This window comes from Pseudomonas sp. FW300-N1A1, from assembly GCF_058789115.1.
Map to the genome: position 1 here is coordinate 15,624 of NZ_JBYTBK010000006.1, position 17,873 is coordinate 33,496.

The window sequence follows — 17,873 nt, forward strand, 5'->3', positions numbered from 1 at the left end:
CGGGGTAGATCAGCCATTGAGGCGGGGTGGCGATTGTAGACCTCTGTAGGAAATGCCTCTAGAGGGGGATGTCGGGAAGAGACACATGATAGGCGTCTGAGGGGCTCCTGTGGCGAGGGGGCAAGCCCCCTCATCACAAGGCGTCAGCCCTCGACCGACGGAATATGCCCGAACATCTCCTGGACAAAGCGCACGCGCTCCTCCACGGTTTCGCTGATGCCCTTGGCCTTGAGTTCTTCCAGGCGTGCTTCGACCGCATGGGTGCGCAGTGTCAGCCCGCAGTCGTTGGCAATCTGAATGTTCAGCCCCGGTCGCGCGTTGAGCTCGAGAATCAGCGGGCCTTTCTCCTGGTCCAGCACCATGTCGACACCGATGTAGCCCAGGCCGCACAGTTCATGGCAGCCGGCGGCCAGCTTCATGAAACCGTCCCAGTAGGGCAGTTGCACGCCGTCGACCGCGTTGGTGGTGTCCGGGTGCTTGGTGATGATGTTGTTCAGCCAGGTGCCGCGCAACGTCAGGCCGGTGGCCAGGTCGACACCGACGCCGATGGCGCCCTGGTGCAGGTTGGCCTTGCCGCCGGACTGGCGAGTCGGCAAGCGCAGCATGGCCATGACCGGGTAGCCCATCAGCACGATGATGCGAATGTCCGGCACGCCTTCATAGCTGATGCTTTTGAAGATCTGGTCGGGAATCACCCGGTACTCGATCAGTGCGCGGTCGCGGTGACCGCCCAGGGAGTACAGCCCGGTCAGGATGCTGGAAATCTGATGCTCGATTTCCTCATGGCTGATGATCTTCCCCGACACGGTGCGATAGCGCCCCTCGAAGCGATCGGCGATCACCAGGATGCCGTCACCGCCGGCACCTTGTGCCGGCTTGATTACGAAATCGCTGCGCTCGCCGATGATCTCGTCGAGCTTTTCGATTTCCTTCTCGGTGGAGATCACGCCGTACAGTTCGGGCACGTGGATGCCGGCCTGGATCGCCCGTTCCTTGGTGATGATCTTGTCATCGACGATCGGGTACAGGCTGCGCTTGTTGTACTTGAGCACGTAGTCGGCGTTACGCCGGTTGATGCCCATGATGCCCCGCGCTTCCAGGGCCTTCCAGGTCTTCCAGAAACCGAACATTACGAATCAGCCTTGAGGAAGGCTTTGAAGCGCACGAGCTCGGTCAGGCGATAGCCGCGATAACGACCCATGGCCAGCATGAAGCCCACCAGGATCAGCAGGATCGCCGGGAACGTGAACACGAAGTACACCAGTTCCGGTACGCTCATGATCAGGTGCGCCAGGGAGGCGGCGAACAGGGTGCCGATCGCGACTTTCATGGCATGGCCACCGCCGCGCTCTTCCCAGGTGATCGACAGGCGTTCGATGGTCATGGTCAGGATCACCATCGGGAACAAGGCCACCGACAACCCGCGCTCCAGGCCCAGCTTGTGGCTGAACAGGCTGATGGCCGCAATCAGCACCACCACGAAGGTCAGCACCACCGACAAGCGCGGTAGCATCTGCAGCTTCAGGTGTTCAAGGTAGGAGCGCAGTGACAGGCCAAGGGCGGTGATCACCGTGAACAGCACGATGCCGAAGCCCAGCTGGGTTTCGCGGAAGGCCAGGGCAATCAGCACCGGGGTAAAGGTGCCGAGGGTCTGCAGGCCGATCAGGTTGCGCAGCACCAGGATCACCAGCACGCCGATCGGGATCATCACCATGATCATGAAGGTCTGCTGGGTTTCCAGGGGTAGGCCGTACAGCGAGTATTCGAGGAAGTTGGCGTCGGTGTTTTCGTCGGTCAGCTTGGCCAGGCGAATGGCGTTCATTTCGCTGTTGTTCAGGCTGAAGGTGACGGTGGCTTTCTTGCCGCCATCGACGGTGATCAGGTTGTCATCGCCGGTCCACCACAGCAGGCGGTCGGTCGGCAGGCCCTGTTCGCCGGTTTCCGGGTTGAAGTACAGCCAGTCGGTGCCGTTGAAGCTGCGCAGCCACAGCTCCGGTGTTTGCGGCTGGTCGGCCACCAGGCGAATGGTGTGGACCTTTTCCACCGGGACGTGGGCGATGGACAGCAGCAGCTCGACGATCTTCGCCTTGTGCGCCGCTGACGGGTCGCCGGCCCAGAGCATCTTGGCGTTGTCGTCGTTGCTGTTGTTGACCCGCTTGATCGCTTCGCTGATGAAGGTCTCGACGTCGGCCGAGTGCTGGCGAATCGGCGCGAGCAGGGCTTCGGCGGCGACTTTTTCAGGACCTTCGATGGCGATGCTGTCGCGGAAGGTCGGGCCTTTGATCTTGGGCTTTTCAGCGGTGTAGCGCTTGGTCAGCACCAGCCGGTAATAAAGGGTCTGGTTGCCCTTGGCGCGGCGAGCCGACCAGGTGACCTTGCGGTTGCCGTCGACACGGTTGACCGCCACGCCGTAGTTGTTGGAGATGAAGCTTTCATTGAGGCTGACGTAGTCGCGGCTCAGGGGCGGCACGAACATCTGGATCTTGACCGGGTCCTTGGCGCTGGCGACGAACTCGACCTTGGCGTCGATGTTCCACAGGTCGTCGGTGGCGTCTTCGGTCACCGGGATGCCCAGCACGAAAATCTGATAGGCCGTAACTGAAATGCCCAGCACCACCAGGATGGCGATCAGCATTTTCAGATGAAGGGTAAGAGCGCGCATGGGTATTACTCTGCGGTGTGAGCGGCGGTGGCGCAGGCGGGTTTGCCAGCAGCGTATTTAAGGCTAGGGTCGACCAGTGCATCAAAGCGTTTCAGAGCTTCGGAGCCGATCAAGAGCGGGTATTGGAATGCACTTCGGTCGGTCAAGTTCACTTCTATGCTGCGCAAAGCCGATCCCATGCAGATATCCAGCTCGATCACCGGGCGCGCCGTGTACTTTTTTCCCTCTTCGGGATCGTAGTCGCCAGCGCGGCGCTTGATCTTGCTGACCCGTGCCAGCGGGCGTTCGATCGGGTGCGAGTGGGCGGCGTCGATGGCCAGGTAGAAGCGTACCCAGGACTCGCCGTTGCGTTTGAAGCGCTTGATGTCACGGGCGCTGAGGGAGGCGGTCTTGGCCCCGGTGTCGAGTTTGGCCGCGACTTCCAGGTCGATGCCTGATAGCTGCGCGTACTCGTTCAGGCCGTACACAGTCTTTTCTCCGGCGTGGCCGAGGCCCGGCAGGCAGAACAGACAGATCAAAATAGGGAGGTGCTTGAGTCTCATCTGGCGCGTTGCTGTCCATTCTTCAGTTCAAGGTGACTGGCATTACTGCGCAAGCGCCCTCGGGTGTCTGTCATAAGAAGATGACAGGCAAATGCGGGCGGCATTCTAGCACGGTGTTTTTCTGGTGCCAGCGCCGGGGACGTCCTTTACTTTAGTTTTACCAACGGCTTTTATTAGACGATTGTCGACAATCCCAATAATTACTTTGACTGGTGATGGGATATTGGTTAGTTTTTGTCGCACTGACTTGCAAGGTGTCGACAATATGCTGGATCAACTCGATCCCCCGGTGATTGCCCCGGACGATTCGGAAACCCTTTCCGAGAACGTCTTCCGGCGTATCCAGGCGGCCATTGTCAAAGGCGAGATCGCCCCGGGCAGCAAAATCTCCGAGCCTGAGCTGGCGCGTACCTATGGCATCAGCCGCGGGCCGCTACGTGAGGCGATCCACCGCCTGGAAGGCCAGCGCTTGCTGGTTCGCGTCCCCCATGTCGGCGCCAGGGTGGTATCGCTGAGCCACGCCGAGCTTCTGGAACTCTACGAAATCCGCGAATCCCTCGAAGGCATGGCCTGTCGCCTGGCGGCCGAGCGCATGAGCCGCGAAGAAATCGACGAGCTGCGCCAGGTGCTGGAAACCCACGAGCGCGACGCCGCGTTCCAGGCAGGCGTCGGCTACTACCAGCAGGAAGGCGATTTCGACTTCCACTATCGAATCATTCAGGGCAGTGGCAACCGCACGTTGACGCAGATGCTGTGCGGCGAGCTGTATCAACTGGTGCGCATGTACCGCATCCAGTTTTCCGCCACCCCCAATCGGCCGCGCCAGGCGTTTGCCGAGCACCACCGGATTCTCGATGCCATCGCCGACCGTGACGGCGAACTGGCCGAGTTGTTGATGCGTCGACACATCGGCGCTTCAAAACGCAACATCGCCCGTCACTATCAGGACGGCGCCCATCAGACAGTCACTCCACGAGGTGAGTCATGAGTTCCAACAAGAGCACACCAGGCCAGCGTTTCCGTGATGCGGTTGCCAGCGAGCAACCGTTGCAAGTGGTCGGCGCGATCAACGCCAACCACGCGCTGCTGGCCAAGCGCGCCGGTTTCAAGGCCATTTACCTGTCCGGTGGCGGCGTCGCTGCCGGTTCCCTCGGTGTACCGGACCTGGGCATTACCGGCCTGGATGACGTACTGACCGACGTGCGCCGTATCACCGACGTCTGCGACTTGCCGCTGCTGGTCGACGTGGACACCGGTTTCGGTTCCTCGGCCTTCAACGTGGCACGTACCGTGAAGTCGATGATCAAGTTCGGCGCCGCGGCAATTCACATCGAGGACCAGGTCGGCGCCAAGCGCTGCGGTCACCGCCCGAACAAGGAAATCGTGACCCAGCAGGAAATGGTCGACCGCATCAAGGCCGCTGTCGACGCGCGTACCGATGACAGCTTCGTGATCATGGCCCGTACCGACGCCCTGGCGGTGGAAGGCCTGGAGTCGGCGCTGGACCGCGCCGCCGCGTGCATCGAAGCCGGTGCCGACATGGTGTTCCCGGAAGCGATCACCGAGCTTGAGATGTACAAGCTGTTCGCCAGCCGCGTGAAAGCGCCGATCCTGGCCAACATCACCGAATTCGGTGCCACGCCGCTGTACACCACCGAGCAGCTCAAGGCCGCCGACGTGTCCCTGGTGCTGTACCCGCTGTCGGCTTTCCGCGCCATGAACAAGGCCGCGGAAAACGTCTACACCGCGATCCGCCGCGACGGTACGCAACAGAATGTCATCGACACCATGCAGACGCGCATGGAGCTTTACGATCGCATCGACTACCACACCTTCGAGCAGAAGCTCGATGCGTTGTTTGCCCAGAAGAAGAGCTGAATCAAGCCCTGTAGGAGTGTGCTCGCTCGCGATGGACGTCAACGATAACGCGGGGCCCCTGATACACCGAGGTGTGCCGTCCACCATCGCGAGCAAGCTCGCTCCTACAGGGTCGGGTAATCCCGACCAATGTATTTGCCGATTCCCTAACAAATTCAAGATTGGAGAGAGCAATGGCCGAAGCAAAAGTATTGAGTGGCGCCGGGCTGCGTGGCCAGGTTGCCGGGCAAACCGCCTTGTCCACCGTGGGCCAGGAAGGTGCAGGCCTGACCTATCGTGGCTATGACGTGCGCGAACTGGCGGCTGAGGCACGCTTTGAAGAAGTGGCCTACCTGCTGCTGTACGGCGATCTGCCGACTGAAGCCCAACTGGCGGCCTACGTCAGCAAGCTGAGCAAGCTGCGCGACCTGCCGCAAGCGCTGAAAGAAGTGCTCGAGCGGATTCCGGCCGACGCCCACCCGATGGACGTGATGCGTACCGGTTGCTCGTTCCTGGGTAACCTGGAACCCGAGCACAGCTTCAGCGAACAACACGACAAGACCGACCGCCTGCTGGCGGCGTTCCCGGCGATCATGTGCTACTGGTATCGCTTCAGCCACGACGGCAAGCGCATCAACTGCGTGACCGACGAAGCGTCCATCGGCGGCCATTTCCTGCACTTGCTGCATGACAAGAAGCCGAGCGAGTTGCACGTCAAGGTGATGAACGTGTCGCTGATCCTCTACGCGGAGCACGAGTTCAACGCGTCGACCTTCACGGCTCGCGTCTGCGCCTCGACCCTGTCCGACCTGTTCTCCTGCATCACCGCGGCCATCGGTTCGCTGCGCGGCCCGCTGCACGGCGGTGCCAACGAGGCAGCGATGGAAATGATCGAGCGTTTCTCGTCGCCAGAGGACGCCATCAAGGGCACCCTCGGCATGCTGGAGCGCAAGGACAAGATCATGGGCTTCGGTCACGCGATCTACAAAGACAACGACCCGCGCAATGAAGTGATCAAGGGCTGGTCGAAAAAGCTGGCCGACGAAGTGGGCGACACGGTGTTGTTCCCGGTCTCCGAAGCCATCGACAAGACCATGTGGGAGCAAAAGAAGTTGTTCCCGAACGCCGACTTCTACCATGCCTCGGCGTACCACTTCATGGGCATCCCGACCAAGTTGTTCACGCCGATCTTCGTCTGCTCGCGCCTGACCGGCTGGGCGGCGCATGTGTTCGAACAGCGTGCCAACAACCGCATTATCCGTCCGAGCGCCGAGTACACCGGCGTTGAACAGCGCAAGTTCGTGCCAATCGAACAACGCTGAATGGTGAGGGCCAAGCACTGATATTGAAGTTCACCGAAACCCTGTGGGAGCGGGCTTGCCCGCGAAGACGGGCTGACATTCAAGATGAATGTCGACTGATACACCGCATTCGCGAGCAAGCCCGCTCCCACATATGACCGAGAACACTTCAAGTCTGGCGCCAGGCCCCACCCTTTGAAACTACCGTGACCCGAGTCCTGACCGATGAACACAGAATTCCGTAAAACGCTGCCTGGCAGCCACCTGGATTACTACGATGTCCGCGCGGCGGTCGAGGCTATCCAGCCCGGCGCCTACGACACCCTGCCGTACACCTCCCGCGTGCTGGCGGAAAACCTGGTCCGCCGTTGCGACCCGGCCACGCTCACCGACTCCCTGAAGCAATTCATCGAGCGCAAGCGCGACCTCGACTTCCCGTGGTTCCCGGCCCGCGTGGTGTGCCACGACATTCTCGGCCAGACCGCACTGGTGGACCTTGCCGGCCTGCGCGATGCCATTGCCCTGCAAGGCGGCGATCCGGCCCAGGTGAACCCTGTGGTGCCGACCCAGTTGATCGTCGACCACTCCCTGGCCGTCGAGCGTGGTGGCTTCGATCCGGAGGCGTTCGAGAAGAACCGCGCCATCGAAGACCGTCGCAACGAAGACCGTTTCCACTTCATCAACTGGACCAAGAAGGCGTTCAAGAACGTCGACGTGATCCCGCCGGGCAACGGCATCATGCACCAGATCAACCTGGAGAAAATGTCTCCGGTGATCCAGGTGCGCGATGGCGTGGCATTCCCCGACACCTGCGTCGGCACCGACAGCCACACCCCGCACGTCGATGCCCTGGGTGTGATCGCCATCGGTGTCGGTGGCCTGGAAGCCGAGAGCGTGATGCTCGGCCGCGCATCGTGGATGCGCTTGCCGGAAAGCGTCGGTGTCGAACTGACCGGTAAGCTGCAACCGGGCATCACCGCCACCGACATGGTGCTGGCGCTGACCGAGTTCCTGCGCAAGCAAAAAGTAGTGGGTGCGTGGCTGGAATTCTTCGGCGAAGGCGCGTCAAAGCTGACCCTCGGCGACCGCGCGACCATTTCCAACATGGCCCCGGAATACGGCGCTACGGCGGCGATGTTCTACATCGACCAGCAGACCATCGACTACCTGAAACTCACCGGCCGTGAAGACGAGCAGGTGCAGTTGGTGGAAAACTACGCCAAGCAGACCGGTCTGTGGGCTGACAGCTTGAAAGGCGCGCAATACGAGCGCGGCCTGACCTTCGACCTGTCCTCGGTGGTGCGCAACATGGCCGGCCCGAGCAACCCGCACGCTCGCCTGGCGACCTCGGATCTCGCCGCCAAAGGTATCGCCGGACATTGGGATGACGTGCCTGGCCAGATGCCGGACGGCGCGGTGATCATTGCCGCCATCACCAGCTGCACCAACACCAGCAACCCGCGCAACGTGATCGCCGCAGGCCTCTTGGCGCGTAACGCCAACAAGCTCGGTCTGACCCGCAAGCCATGGGTCAAGTCGTCCCTGGCGCCGGGTTCGAAAACCGTGGCGCTGTACCTTGATGAGGCTGGTTTGACCAATGAGCTGGAGCAGCTCGGTTTCGGCGTCGTGGCCTTCGCCTGCACCACCTGCAACGGCATGTCCGGCGCACTGGACCCGGTGATCCAGCAGGAAATCATCGACCGCGACCTGTACGCCACGGCCGTGTTGTCCGGCAACCGTAACTTCGACGGCCGGATTCACCCGTACGCCAAGCAAGCGTTCCTTGCTTCGCCGCCACTGGTGGTCGCCTACGCCATCGCCGGCACCATCCGTTTCGACATCGAAAAAGACGTGTTGGGCGTGGTTGATGGCAAGGAAATCCGCCTGAAAGACATCTGGCCGAGCGACGAAGAAATCGACGCAGTGGTGAAAGCTTCGGTCAAGCCGGAGCAGTTCCGCCAGGTGTATATCCCGATGTTCGCCATCCACGAAGACACCGGCCCGAAAGTCGCGCCGCTGTACGACTGGCGCGAAATGAGCACCTACATCCGTCGTCCGCCGTACTGGGAAGGCGCGCTGGCCGGGGCACGTCCGCTCAAGGGCATGCGCCCTCTGGCAGTACTGCCGGACAACATCACCACCGATCACTTGTCGCCTTCCAACGCCATCATGCTCGACAGCGCCGCCGGCGAGTACCTGGCGAAAATGGGCCTGCCGGAAGAGGACTTCAACTCCTACGCCACCCACCGTGGTGACCACCTGACCGCGCAGCGCGCGACTTTCGCCAACCCGAAACTGTTCAACGAAATGGTTCAGGAAAACGGCAAGGTCAAGCAGGGTTCGCTGGCCCGTGTCGAGCCGGAAGGCCAGGTCATGCGCATGTGGGAAGCGATCGAGACCTACATGGATCGCAAGCAGCCGCTGATCATCATCGCTGGTGCCGACTATGGCCAGGGTTCGTCCCGTGACTGGGCGGCCAAGGGTGTGCGCCTGGCGGGTGTCGAAGCGATCGCCGCCGAAGGTTTCGAACGTATCCACCGCACCAACCTGGTGGGCATGGGGGTGTTGCCGCTGGAGTTCAAACCGGGCACCGACCGCAAGACCCTGGGCATCGACGGCACTGAAACCTACGACGTCATCGGCGAGCGCACGCCGCGCGCCACCCTGACGCTGGTCATCACTCGCAAGAATGGTGAGCAGGTCCAGGTACCGGTGACCTGCCGTCTCGACACCGCTGAAGAAGTCTCGATCTACGAAGCAGGCGGCGTGTTGCAGCGCTTCGCGCAGGACTTCCTCGAATCGGCTGTTGCCGTCTAACGCGACCTGCCGGGACAGGGCGCCGACGCCCTGTCCCGGCACACAAGGAATACTATGGCTCACGTACCTCAGATCAAGATTCCCGCGACCTACATGCGTGGCGGTACCAGTAAAGGCGTGTTCTTCAGCCTGCAGGATTTACCTGAAGTGGCGCAGGTGCCGGGCGCGTCCCGCGATGCCTTGCTGCTGCGCGTGATTGGCAGCCCCGACCCTTACGAAAAACAGATCGACGGCATGGGCGCGGCGACCTCGAGCACCAGCAAGACGGTGATCGTGTCCAAGAGCCTCAAGGCCGATCACGACGTCGACTACCTGTTTGGCCAGGTGTCCATCGACAAGCCTTTTGTCGACTGGAGCGGCAACTGCGGCAACCTCTCGGCGGCCGTCGGTTCATTCGCCATCAGCAGCGGCCTGGTCGATGCCGGTCGCGTGCCGGACAACGGCGTGGCCGTGGTGCGAATCTGGCAGGCCAACATTGGCAAGACCATCATCGCCCATGTACCCGTCACCGACGGTGCGGTGCAGGAAACCGGTGATTTCGAGCTCGATGGCGTGACCTTTCCCGCCGCTGAAGTGCAGTTGGAGTTCATCAGTCCGGCGGCCGAGGAAGAGGGCGCGGGCGGCTCGATGTTCCCGACCGGCAACCTGGTGGATGACCTGGAAGTGCCTGGCGTTGGTACCTTCAAGGCCACCATGATCAATGCCGGTATCCCGACCATCTTCGTCAATGCGCAGGATATCGGTTACACCGGCGCCGAGTTGCAGGGCGACATCAACAGCGACCCGAAAGCGCTGGCCATGTTCGAAACCATTCGTGCCTACGGCGCATTGCGCATGGGCCTGATCTCGAACCTGGACGAAGCGGCCAAGCGTCAACACACCCCCAAGGTGGCGTTCGTTGCGCCGGCTGCCGGCTACGTTTCTTCCAGTGGCAAGGCGGTCGCGGCACAGGACATCGACCTGTTGGTGCGTGCGCTGTCCATGGGCAAGTTGCACCACGCGATGATGGGCACCGCAGCCGTGGCCATTGGTACCGCCGCAGCCATCAACGGCACGCTGGTGAACCTGGCGGCCGGTGGCGTTGATCGCAGTGCCGTGCGTTTCGGGCACCCGTCGGGCACCTTGCGCGTCGGCGCCGAAGCCCGTCAGGTTGGCGGCGAATGGACCGTGACCAAGGCCATCATGAGCCGCAGCGCGCGGGTGTTGATGGAAGGGTTTGTACGGGTGCCGGGCGACTCGTTCTAACGCGGTTGCCTGGATGAATGAAATACCGTGGCGAGGGAGCTTGCTCCCGCTCGACTGCAAAGCAGTCGTAAAGCGATAAGTCTGGCGTATCTGACACCATGAAATTGCGGATTTCGGGGCGCTTTGCGCCCCAACGGGAGCAAGCTCCCTCGCCACGGGAAATGTGTTCGCCACAATAATGATTATCTGTCTGTGCTAGCCCTGAATCGAGGTCCGACCTAACCCCATTTACGAACCACTTACCGAGTGAATCGAACATGAGCGCCAACGTTGACCTGAACAACCGCCCTGACTACGACAAGGTCCTGCAGGACATTGCCGACTACGTACTGAGCTTCAAGATCGAGTCCCAAGAGGCTTTGGATACGGCTCGCAATTGTCTGATGGATACCTTGGGCTGCGGCCTGTTGGCCCTGCGCTTTCCCGAATGCACCAAACACCTGGGCCCTGTCGTCGAAGGCACCGTCGTGCCCTGTGGCGCGCGTGTTCCCGGTACGAGTTACCGCCTGGATCCGGTCAAGGCCGCCTGGGACATCGGCTGCATCGTGCGCTGGCTCGACTACAACGACACCTGGCTGGCGGCGGAGTGGGGCCATCCCTCGGACAATCTGGGGGCGATTCTGGCGATCAGCGATCACCTGTCGCAAAAACGCGTCGCCAATGGCGAGGCGCCGTTGACCATGCGGGCGGTGCTGGACGCAATGATCATGGCCCATGAGATTCAAGGCGTGATTGCACTGGAGAACTCCTTCAATCGGGTCGGCCTCGATCATGTGCTGCTGGTCAAAGTCGCGTCTACCGCCGTGGCGGCCAAACTCATGGGTGCCAACCGCGAGCAACTGTTGTCAGCGTTGTCCCACGCCTTTGTCGATGGCCAGGCGTTGCGCACTTACCGTCATGCGCCGAATGCCGGCTCGCGCAAATCCTGGGCGGCGGGCGATGCCTCCAGTCGTGGCGTGCGCCTGGCGGACATCGCACTGCGCGGCGAAATGGGCATCCCGGGTGTGCTGAGCGCGCCGCAGTGGGGTTTCTACGATGTGCTGTTCAGCCACACCAACAAGGACCTGGCGCTCAAGTCCGAAGACAAGCGGGCTTTCAGTTTCTCGCAGCCTTACGGCACCTACGTCATGGAAAACGTGCTGTTCAAGATCAGTTTTCCGGCCGAATTCCACGCGCAAACTGCCTGCGAGGCCGCGGTGACGTTGCATCCGCAGGTGCGCAATCGCCTGCATGAAATCGACAAGATCGTCATCACCACTCACGAGTCGGCGATCCGCATCATTTCCAAGGTTGGCCCGCTGGCCAATGCCGCCGACCGTGACCACTGCATCCAGTACATGACCGCCGTCCCTCTGGCCTTCGGCAATCTGGTGGCGGAGCAGTACGAAGACACCTTTCACGCAGCGCACCCGATCATCGATGTGTTGCGCGAGAAGATGGAGATTATCGAAGAACCGCGTTACACCCGCGAGTACCTGGAGGCCGACAAGCGTTCCATCGCCAATGCACTACAGGTGTTCTTCAAGGACGGTTCAAGCACGGAGCAGGTGGTGGTCGAGTACCCGATCGGACATCGCCGCCGTCGTGCCGAGGGCATTCCGCTGCTGGAAGACAAATTCAAGGCCAACCTGGCCACCCGGTTCACCGCCCAGCGTTCGGCGCTGATCCTTGCCCTGTGCAAGGATCAGGCTGTACTCGAAGCGACACCGGTCAACCGTTTCATGGACTTGTTCGTGATCTGACCGGGGCGTCAAGGAGCGGGGGGAGCAAATACATACCCCGTGGCGAGCGAGCTTGCTCGCGCTGGGCTGCGCAGCAACTCCAGAATGGTTCGCCGAGTGTGATCTGAAAGGCTGTGATCGTTTTGTGGAGGGGGCGCTTCACGCCCCAGCGCGAGCAAGCTCCCTCGCCACGGTGGCAGCGTTCACCCTTGATTGACGGCGTGCACGGATTTGCAGGCCAGGAGGGTGCATAGGGGGTTGCGCAACTATTTGAAACGCCGCTCCACGCCTCTTTCCACCAGGATCTTCGCGGAAATTTCTTCCACGGAGAAATGGGTGGAGTTGATGTGCGGGATGTTCTCGCGGCGGAACAGGTTTTCCACCTCGCGCACCTCGAACTCGCACTGGGCGTAGCTCGAATAGCGGCTGTTGGGCTTGCGCTCGTTGCGGATCGCGGTGAGGCGGTCCGGGTCGATGGTCAGGCCGAACAGCTTGTGCTGGTGGGCGCGCAGGGCATTGGGCAGTTGCAGGCGCTCCATGTCGTCTTCGGTCAGCGGGTAGTTGGCTGCGCGGATCCCGAATTGCATGGCCATGTACAGGCAGGTGGGGGTTTTGCCGCAACGCGACACGCCCACCAGGATCAGGTCGGCCTTGTCGTAGTAGTGGGTACGGGCGCCGTCGTCGTTGTCCAGGGCGAAGTTCACCGCCTCGATACGCTCCATGTAATTGGAGTTGTGGCCAATGGAATGGGACTTGCCGACCGAGTACGAGGAGTGCTCGCTCAATTCCTGCTCCAGCGGGGCGAGGAAGGTCGAAAAAATGTCAATCATGAAACCATTGGAGGTGGCGAGAATCTCACGTATGTCCTGATTGACGATTGTGTCGAAGATGATCGGGCGAAAGCCGTCCTTTTCGGCGGCTGCGTTGATTTGTTGTACCATGGCCCGCGCTTTGTCGGCGTTGTCGATGTACGGACGAATGACTTTGCTGAAGGTTATGTTTTCGAACTGCGCCAACAGGCTTTGACCCAGAGTTTCGGACGTAATACCCGTGCCATCGGAGATAAAGAAAGCAGATCGTTTCATTTGCGCCTTGGGCCTTAAGCTGGTGACGATTCTTGGATATGATAGGCGCGATTTGTCGGCCTGGATTGGCTGGCATTCTCACTTATTTTCCAGGTCCAGGCCATATTGCTGGCAAATGCTCATGAAGAGCGGCCAGTGCCCTGAGCTTTTCCAACACAGTTAGTGGAGAGATCACCTTGGTAGAGTACGTAGTTTCCCTCGATAAGCTCGGCGTCCATGATGTGGAGCATGTGGGGGGCAAGAACGCATCCCTGGGCGAGATGATCAGTAACCTTGCAGGTGCCGGTGTATCGGTCCCGGGTGGCTTCGCCACGACAGCTCAGGCTTATCGTGATTTTCTCGAATTAAGTGGTTTGAACGACCAGATCCACGCCGCGCTCGATGCGCTGGACGTCGATGACGTCAACGCCCTGGCCAAGACCGGCGCGCAAATCCGTCAGTGGATCATGGACGCCGAGTTCCCGGAGCGTCTCAACGCCGAGATCCGCACCGCGTTCGCCAGCCTGTCGGCCGGTAACCCGGACATGGCGGTTGCCGTGCGTTCTTCGGCCACCGCCGAAGACTTGCCGGACGCGTCCTTCGCCGGTCAGCAGGAAACCTTCCTGAACATCCGCGGTGTCGAGAACGTCATCCGCGCCGCCAAGGAAGTGTTCGCCTCCTTGTTCAACGACCGCGCCATTTCCTACCGCGTGCACCAGGGCTTCGACCACAAGCTGGTGGCCTTGTCTGCCGGTGTGCAGCGCATGGTGCGCTCGGAAACCGGCACTGCCGGCGTGATGTTCACCCTCGACACCGAGTCGGGCTTCCGCGACGTGGTGTTCATCACCGGCGCCTACGGCCTGGGTGAAACCGTCGTACAAGGCGCGGTGAACCCGGACGAATTCTACGTTCACAAGCACACGCTGGCAGCCGGTCGCCCGGCCATTTTGCGCCGCAATCTGGGCAGCAAAGCCATCAAGATGATTTACGGCGAAGTGGCCACGGCCGGCAAGTCGGTCAAGACCATCGACGTCGACAAGGCCGATCGTGCACGTTTCTGCCTGAGCGACGCCGAAGTCAGCGAACTGGCCAAGCAGGCGATGATCATCGAGCAGCACTACAAGTGCCCGATGGACATCGAGTGGGCCAAGGACGGTGACGACGGCAAGCTGTACATCGTTCAGGCTCGCCCTGAAACCGTGAAGAGCCGCACCCAGGCCAACGTCATGGAACGTTACCTGTTGAAGGAAACCGGCACCGTGCTGGTGGAAGGCCGCGCTATCGGCCAGCGCATCGGTGCCGGCAAGGTCCGCATCATCAAGGACGTTTCCGAGATGGACAAAGTCCAGCCGGGCGACGTGCTGGTGTCCGACATGACCGACCCGGACTGGGAGCCGGTGATGAAGCGTGCCAGCGCCATCGTGACCAACCGCGGTGGCCGTACCTGCCACGCGGCGATCATTGCCCGTGAATTGGGTATTCCGGCCGTGGTCGGTTGCGGTAACGCCACCCAGCTGTTGAAAGACGGCCAGGGCGTGACCGTTTCCTGCGCCGAAGGCGACACCGGTTTCATCTTCGAAGGCGAACTGGGCTTCGATGTGAAGAAAAACTCCGTCGACGCCATGCCGGACCTGCCGTTCAAGATCATGATGAACGTCGGCAACCCGGATCGCGCATTCGACTTCGCGCAGCTGCCGAACGCCGGTGTGGGCCTGGCCCGCCTGGAGTTCATCATCAACCGCATGATCGGCGTGCACCCCAAGGCGTTGCTGAACTACGACGGCCTGCCGTCGGAGATCAAGGACAGCGTCGACAAGCGCATCGCCGGCTACGACGATCCAGTCGGTTTCTACGTCGAGAAGCTGGTCGAGGGCATCAGCACCCTGGCCGCTGCGTTCTGGCCGAAGAAGGTCATCGTGCGTCTGTCGGACTTCAAGTCCAACGAATACGCCAACCTGATCGGCGGCAAGCTGTACGAGCCGGAAGAAGAGAACCCGATGCTGGGCTTCCGTGGCGCTTCGCGTTACATCAGCGAATCGTTCCGCGACTGCTTCGAACTCGAATGCCGTGCCCTCAAGCGTGTGCGCAACGAGATGGGCCTGACCAACGTCGAAATCATGGTGCCGTTCGTGCGGACCCTGGGCGAGGCTAGCCAGGTGGTTGACCTGCTGGCAGAGAACGGCCTGGCACGCGGCGACAACGGTCTGCGCGTCATCATGATGTGCGAACTGCCGTCCAACGCGATCCTGGCTGAAGAGTTCCTCGAGTTCTTCGACGGTTTCTCCATTGGTTCCAACGACCTGACCCAGCTGACCCTGGGCCTGGACCGTGACTCCGGCATCATCGCGCACCTGTTCGACGAGCGTAATCCTGCGGTCAAGAAGCTGTTGGCCAATGCGATTGCCGCCTGTAACAAAGCCGGCAAATACATCGGTATTTGTGGTCAGGGTCCTTCCGATCACCCTGACCTGGCCAAGTGGCTGATGGAGCAGGGCATCGAAAGCGTTTCGTTGAACCCCGATTCCGTTCTGGAAACCTGGTTCTTCCTGGCCGAAGGCCAGGCAGCGGTCTGATACGCGAATGAAGCCTCGACCCGCTACGGTGGGTCGAGGCTTTAAGATTCAAGCAGGGCGGGCTCCAGTGGATGCCGCCCTTTTTTGTGCAAGAACATTATGCAAAGCAGCAGCAACCTGTTTCCTGTCGCCTTGATCAGCGCCGAGCGTCGCGGCGATCTGAGCGAGGACGTCTATCGCCTGAAACCGGGCAACAGCCCGGACGGCACCGTTGAGCTGGCCGTTACCCGCTTGGGCATGGCCGATGAACCCGCCGTGCGCGGTGTTCCGGTCATCTTGCTGCACGGCAGCTTTTCCAACCGGCGTTTCTGGTTTTCACCCAAGGGCCTTGGGTTGGGCGCCTATCTGGCGCGCGCCGGTTTTGATGTGTGGATCCCGGAAATGCGTGGCCACGGCTTGTCGCAGCGCAATCAGCAGTACCGCAAGAACCGGGTGGCCGACTATGCCCGTTACGACCTGCCGGCGATTGCCGCGTTCGTCCGTGAGCAGAGCGGGCAGGTGCCGCACTGGATCGGCCATTCGCTGGGGGGCATCACGCTGGCAGCCGCCTTGGGCGGTCAGTACCTGGGCGAGCCTGCGGTTGCCTCCGCGGCCTTTTTCGGTACCCAGGTCAGCCGTACCTACTGGCCGTTGAAAATACCGCCGGTGGAGTGGAGTGGGCGCTTCATTCTCAAGCGTTTCGCCCAACTGTCGGGTGCTCGTCTCAAGCGTGGGCCGGAGGACGAGCCGATTGGCCTGGCCCTGGAGGGCATGCGTTGGTACGGCCTGTTCGGGCGCTTTGGTGACGCCGATAAAGACTGGTGGGCAGGGTTGTCCGAGGTTCAGGTGCCGGTGCTGGCCGTCAGTGCCAGCAGCGATCATCAGGATCCGGACTGGGCCTGTCGCAAGTTGTTCGAACAGATGGGCTCGCCGCACAAGCAGTTCATCTGCCTGGGGCGTGAGCAGGGCTTTTCGGACAATTTCGGGCATGTCGAGATGCTGGTCAGCAAGGCTGCGCAGGCCGAGGTCTGGCCGCTGGTACGGCGCTGGCTGACGGATCAGCAGGCGCCCCTGCTGGCACAAGGACCCGATCTGGCCGCAGCGATCTGAAGCAGATGCTCTAACAAGGGCGTTTCGTTCTTATTCGCGAACGGCTAAGATATGACGAATTGAGCTGTTCTGGTCACAAACGGTTGCTGAGCCACGCTTATGTTCGTACCACTTGAGCGTCTGATCAATCTCAATGAGGGGTATCGGCGCACATTTCAGGTCGATGGGCGTAGCCTGCTGTTGCTGGTAGTGGATAATCAGCCATTGTTGCTGGTGGACAGCTGCCCGCACAAAGGCGCGCCATTGAACACCGCAACGCTGGCGGGCAATGTCTTGCGCTGTCAGCGGCATGGTATCGAGTTTCAGTTGCCCGATGGATTGCCCCTGCAGGCCTCATGCCCCGGCTTGAGCATGCTGAAGGTGGCGTACGAGGGGGATCGTATTGGCATCGATGTATAAACATCCTGTGCCGATGCTCGTTTCAAGTACGGTAACCTTGGGGTTTTCGACAGCCCACAATCGTGTTCTTTCTCTTGCAGGAGTTTCTCGATGGACCATTACCTCACTCCCGACCTGTGCGATGCCTACCCGGAACTGGTGCAGGTGCTGGAGCCGATGTTCAGCAATTTTGGCGGCCGTGATTCCTTCGGCGGTGAAATCGTTACCATCAAATGCTTCGAGGACAACTCGCTGGTCAAGGAGCAGGTCGAGCTCGACGGCAAGGGCAAGGTGCTGGTAGTCGATGGCGGTGGTTCGCTGCGTCGTGCGCTGATGGGCGACATGCTGGCCGAGAAAGCGGCGAAGAACGGTTGGGAAGGGCTGGTGATCTACGGCTGCATTCGTGACGTCGACGTCATTGCGCAAACCGATCTGGGCGTGCAGGCGCTGGCCAGCCACCCGATGAAGACTGACAGGCGCGGCGTTGGCGACCTCAACGTGGCGGTCACGTTCGCCGGGGTGACCTTCCACCCCGGGCACTATGTTTATGCGGACAACAATGGCGTGATCATCTCGCCAAGTCCGTTGAAAATGCCAGAATAAGCGCCAAGGCAAACACCAGGG

The 17,873-nt window shown here is 61.0% G+C and carries 14 protein-coding genes; 10 read left to right on the top strand and 4 right to left on the bottom strand.

Annotation, left to right across the window (positions count from 1 at the left end; all coding sequences use genetic code 11):
- Positions 1–143: 143 nt before the first annotated feature.
- From AC3WQN_RS06775 to rloA, 3 genes are read right to left on the bottom strand one after another with little or no spacing between them, the layout of a single operon-like run.
- Entirely contained in the window at positions 144–1,130 is a 987-nt protein-coding gene (locus AC3WQN_RS06775) for an alpha-L-glutamate ligase-like protein (protein WP_103399902.1), read from the bottom strand.
- The gene (gene rloB, locus AC3WQN_RS06780; protein WP_095143061.1) at positions 1,130–2,662 is read right to left on the bottom strand and encodes an osmotic stress tolerance membrane protein RloB; all 1,533 of its coding nucleotides are present in this window, start codon (positions 2,660–2,662) and stop codon (positions 1,130–1,132) included. Before rloB ends, AC3WQN_RS06775 begins: the two co-directional genes overlap by 1 nt.
- 5 nt (positions 2,663–2,667) lie before the next feature.
- The gene (rloA, locus tag AC3WQN_RS06785; RefSeq protein ID WP_103399903.1) at positions 2,668–3,204 is read right to left on the bottom strand and encodes a retropepsin-like aspartic peptidase RloA; all 537 of its coding nucleotides are present in this window, start codon (positions 3,202–3,204) and stop codon (positions 2,668–2,670) included.
- Between the two features lie 268 nt (positions 3,205–3,472).
- On the opposite strand from rloA, the gene AC3WQN_RS06790 reads away from it, so the two are divergent.
- From AC3WQN_RS06790 to prpD, 6 genes are all read left to right on the top strand, one after another.
- Entirely contained in the window at positions 3,473–4,192 is a 720-nt protein-coding gene (locus tag AC3WQN_RS06790) for a GntR family transcriptional regulator (RefSeq protein WP_172736608.1), read from the top strand.
- Positions 4,189–5,082: a methylisocitrate lyase gene (prpB, locus tag AC3WQN_RS06795; protein ID WP_103399904.1), complete on the top strand. Its 894-nt coding sequence runs from the start codon at positions 4,189–4,191 to the stop codon at positions 5,080–5,082. Before AC3WQN_RS06790 ends, prpB begins: the two co-directional genes overlap by 4 nt.
- Positions 5,083–5,255: 173 nt before the next feature.
- Complete coding sequence (prpC, locus tag AC3WQN_RS06800; protein WP_103399906.1) at positions 5,256–6,383, top strand: bifunctional 2-methylcitrate synthase/citrate synthase; 1,128 nt, start codon at positions 5,256–5,258, stop codon at positions 6,381–6,383.
- Positions 6,384–6,587: 204 nt separating this feature from the next.
- Entirely contained in the window at positions 6,588–9,179 is a 2,592-nt protein-coding gene (acnD, locus tag AC3WQN_RS06805; protein ID WP_103399907.1) for a Fe/S-dependent 2-methylisocitrate dehydratase AcnD, read from the top strand.
- A 54-nt stretch (positions 9,180–9,233) separates the two neighbouring features.
- Positions 9,234–10,424 (top strand): 2-methylaconitate cis-trans isomerase PrpF, encoded by a 1,191-nt coding sequence (gene prpF / locus AC3WQN_RS06810; RefSeq protein WP_103399908.1) that lies wholly within the window; start codon positions 9,234–9,236, stop codon positions 10,422–10,424.
- 257 nt (positions 10,425–10,681) lie between these two features.
- On the top strand, positions 10,682–12,166 hold the full coding sequence (gene prpD, locus AC3WQN_RS06815; protein ID WP_103399909.1) for a 2-methylcitrate dehydratase: 1,485 nt from the start codon (positions 10,682–10,684) through the stop codon (positions 12,164–12,166).
- Positions 12,167–12,411: 245 nt separating this feature from the next.
- Here prpD and ppsR read toward each other — a convergent pair whose 3' ends face one another.
- Positions 12,412–13,230, bottom strand: a complete 819-nt coding sequence (ppsR, locus tag AC3WQN_RS06820; RefSeq protein WP_095143067.1) for a posphoenolpyruvate synthetase regulatory kinase/phosphorylase PpsR — start codon at positions 13,228–13,230, stop codon at positions 12,412–12,414.
- A gap of 176 nt (positions 13,231–13,406) precedes the next feature.
- Between ppsR and ppsA the strand changes: the two genes are divergently transcribed.
- The 4 genes from ppsA (at position 13,407) to rraA (ending at position 17,852) form a co-directional block, all read left to right on the top strand.
- On the top strand, positions 13,407–15,782 hold the full coding sequence (gene ppsA, locus AC3WQN_RS06825; RefSeq protein ID WP_103399910.1) for a phosphoenolpyruvate synthase: 2,376 nt from the start codon (positions 13,407–13,409) through the stop codon (positions 15,780–15,782).
- A gap of 99 nt (positions 15,783–15,881) precedes the next feature.
- Entirely contained in the window at positions 15,882–16,871 is a 990-nt protein-coding gene (locus AC3WQN_RS06830) for an alpha/beta fold hydrolase (RefSeq protein WP_103399911.1), read from the top strand.
- Between the two features lie 99 nt (positions 16,872–16,970).
- Complete coding sequence (locus AC3WQN_RS06835; protein ID WP_103399912.1) at positions 16,971–17,270, top strand: Rieske (2Fe-2S) protein; 300 nt, start codon at positions 16,971–16,973, stop codon at positions 17,268–17,270.
- A gap of 90 nt (positions 17,271–17,360) precedes the next feature.
- A complete protein-coding gene (gene rraA / locus AC3WQN_RS06840; protein WP_103399913.1) occupies positions 17,361–17,852 on the top strand; it encodes a ribonuclease E activity regulator RraA in 492 nt (163 codons plus the stop codon).
- Positions 17,853–17,873: the final 21 nt, after the last annotated feature.

Excerpts from the sequence above, each read along its gene's own strand:
- prpC (WP_103399906.1), top strand. The coding sequence starts at position 5,256 with ATGGCCGAAGCAAAAGTATTGAGTGGCGCCGGGCTGCGTGGCCAGGTT.
- rloB (WP_095143061.1), bottom strand. The coding sequence starts at position 2,662 with ATGCGCGCTCTTACCCTTCATCTGAAAATGCTGATCGCCATCCTGGTG.
- acnD (WP_103399907.1), top strand. The coding sequence starts at position 6,588 with ATGAACACAGAATTCCGTAAAACGCTGCCTGGCAGCCACCTGGATTAC.
- rraA (WP_103399913.1), top strand. The coding sequence starts at position 17,361 with ATGGACCATTACCTCACTCCCGACCTGTGCGATGCCTACCCGGAACTG.
- rloA (WP_103399903.1), bottom strand. The coding sequence starts at position 3,204 with ATGAGACTCAAGCACCTCCCTATTTTGATCTGTCTGTTCTGCCTGCCG.
- prpD (WP_103399909.1), top strand. The coding sequence starts at position 10,682 with ATGAGCGCCAACGTTGACCTGAACAACCGCCCTGACTACGACAAGGTC.
- prpF (WP_103399908.1), top strand. The coding sequence starts at position 9,234 with ATGGCTCACGTACCTCAGATCAAGATTCCCGCGACCTACATGCGTGGC.
- AC3WQN_RS06835 (WP_103399912.1), top strand. The coding sequence starts at position 16,971 with ATGTTCGTACCACTTGAGCGTCTGATCAATCTCAATGAGGGGTATCGG.
- AC3WQN_RS06775 (WP_103399902.1), bottom strand. The coding sequence starts at position 1,130 with ATGTTCGGTTTCTGGAAGACCTGGAAGGCCCTGGAAGCGCGGGGCATC.
- AC3WQN_RS06830 (WP_103399911.1), top strand. The coding sequence starts at position 15,882 with ATGCAAAGCAGCAGCAACCTGTTTCCTGTCGCCTTGATCAGCGCCGAG.
- prpB (WP_103399904.1), top strand. The coding sequence starts at position 4,189 with ATGAGTTCCAACAAGAGCACACCAGGCCAGCGTTTCCGTGATGCGGTT.
- ppsR (WP_095143067.1), bottom strand. The coding sequence starts at position 13,230 with ATGAAACGATCTGCTTTCTTTATCTCCGATGGCACGGGTATTACGTCC.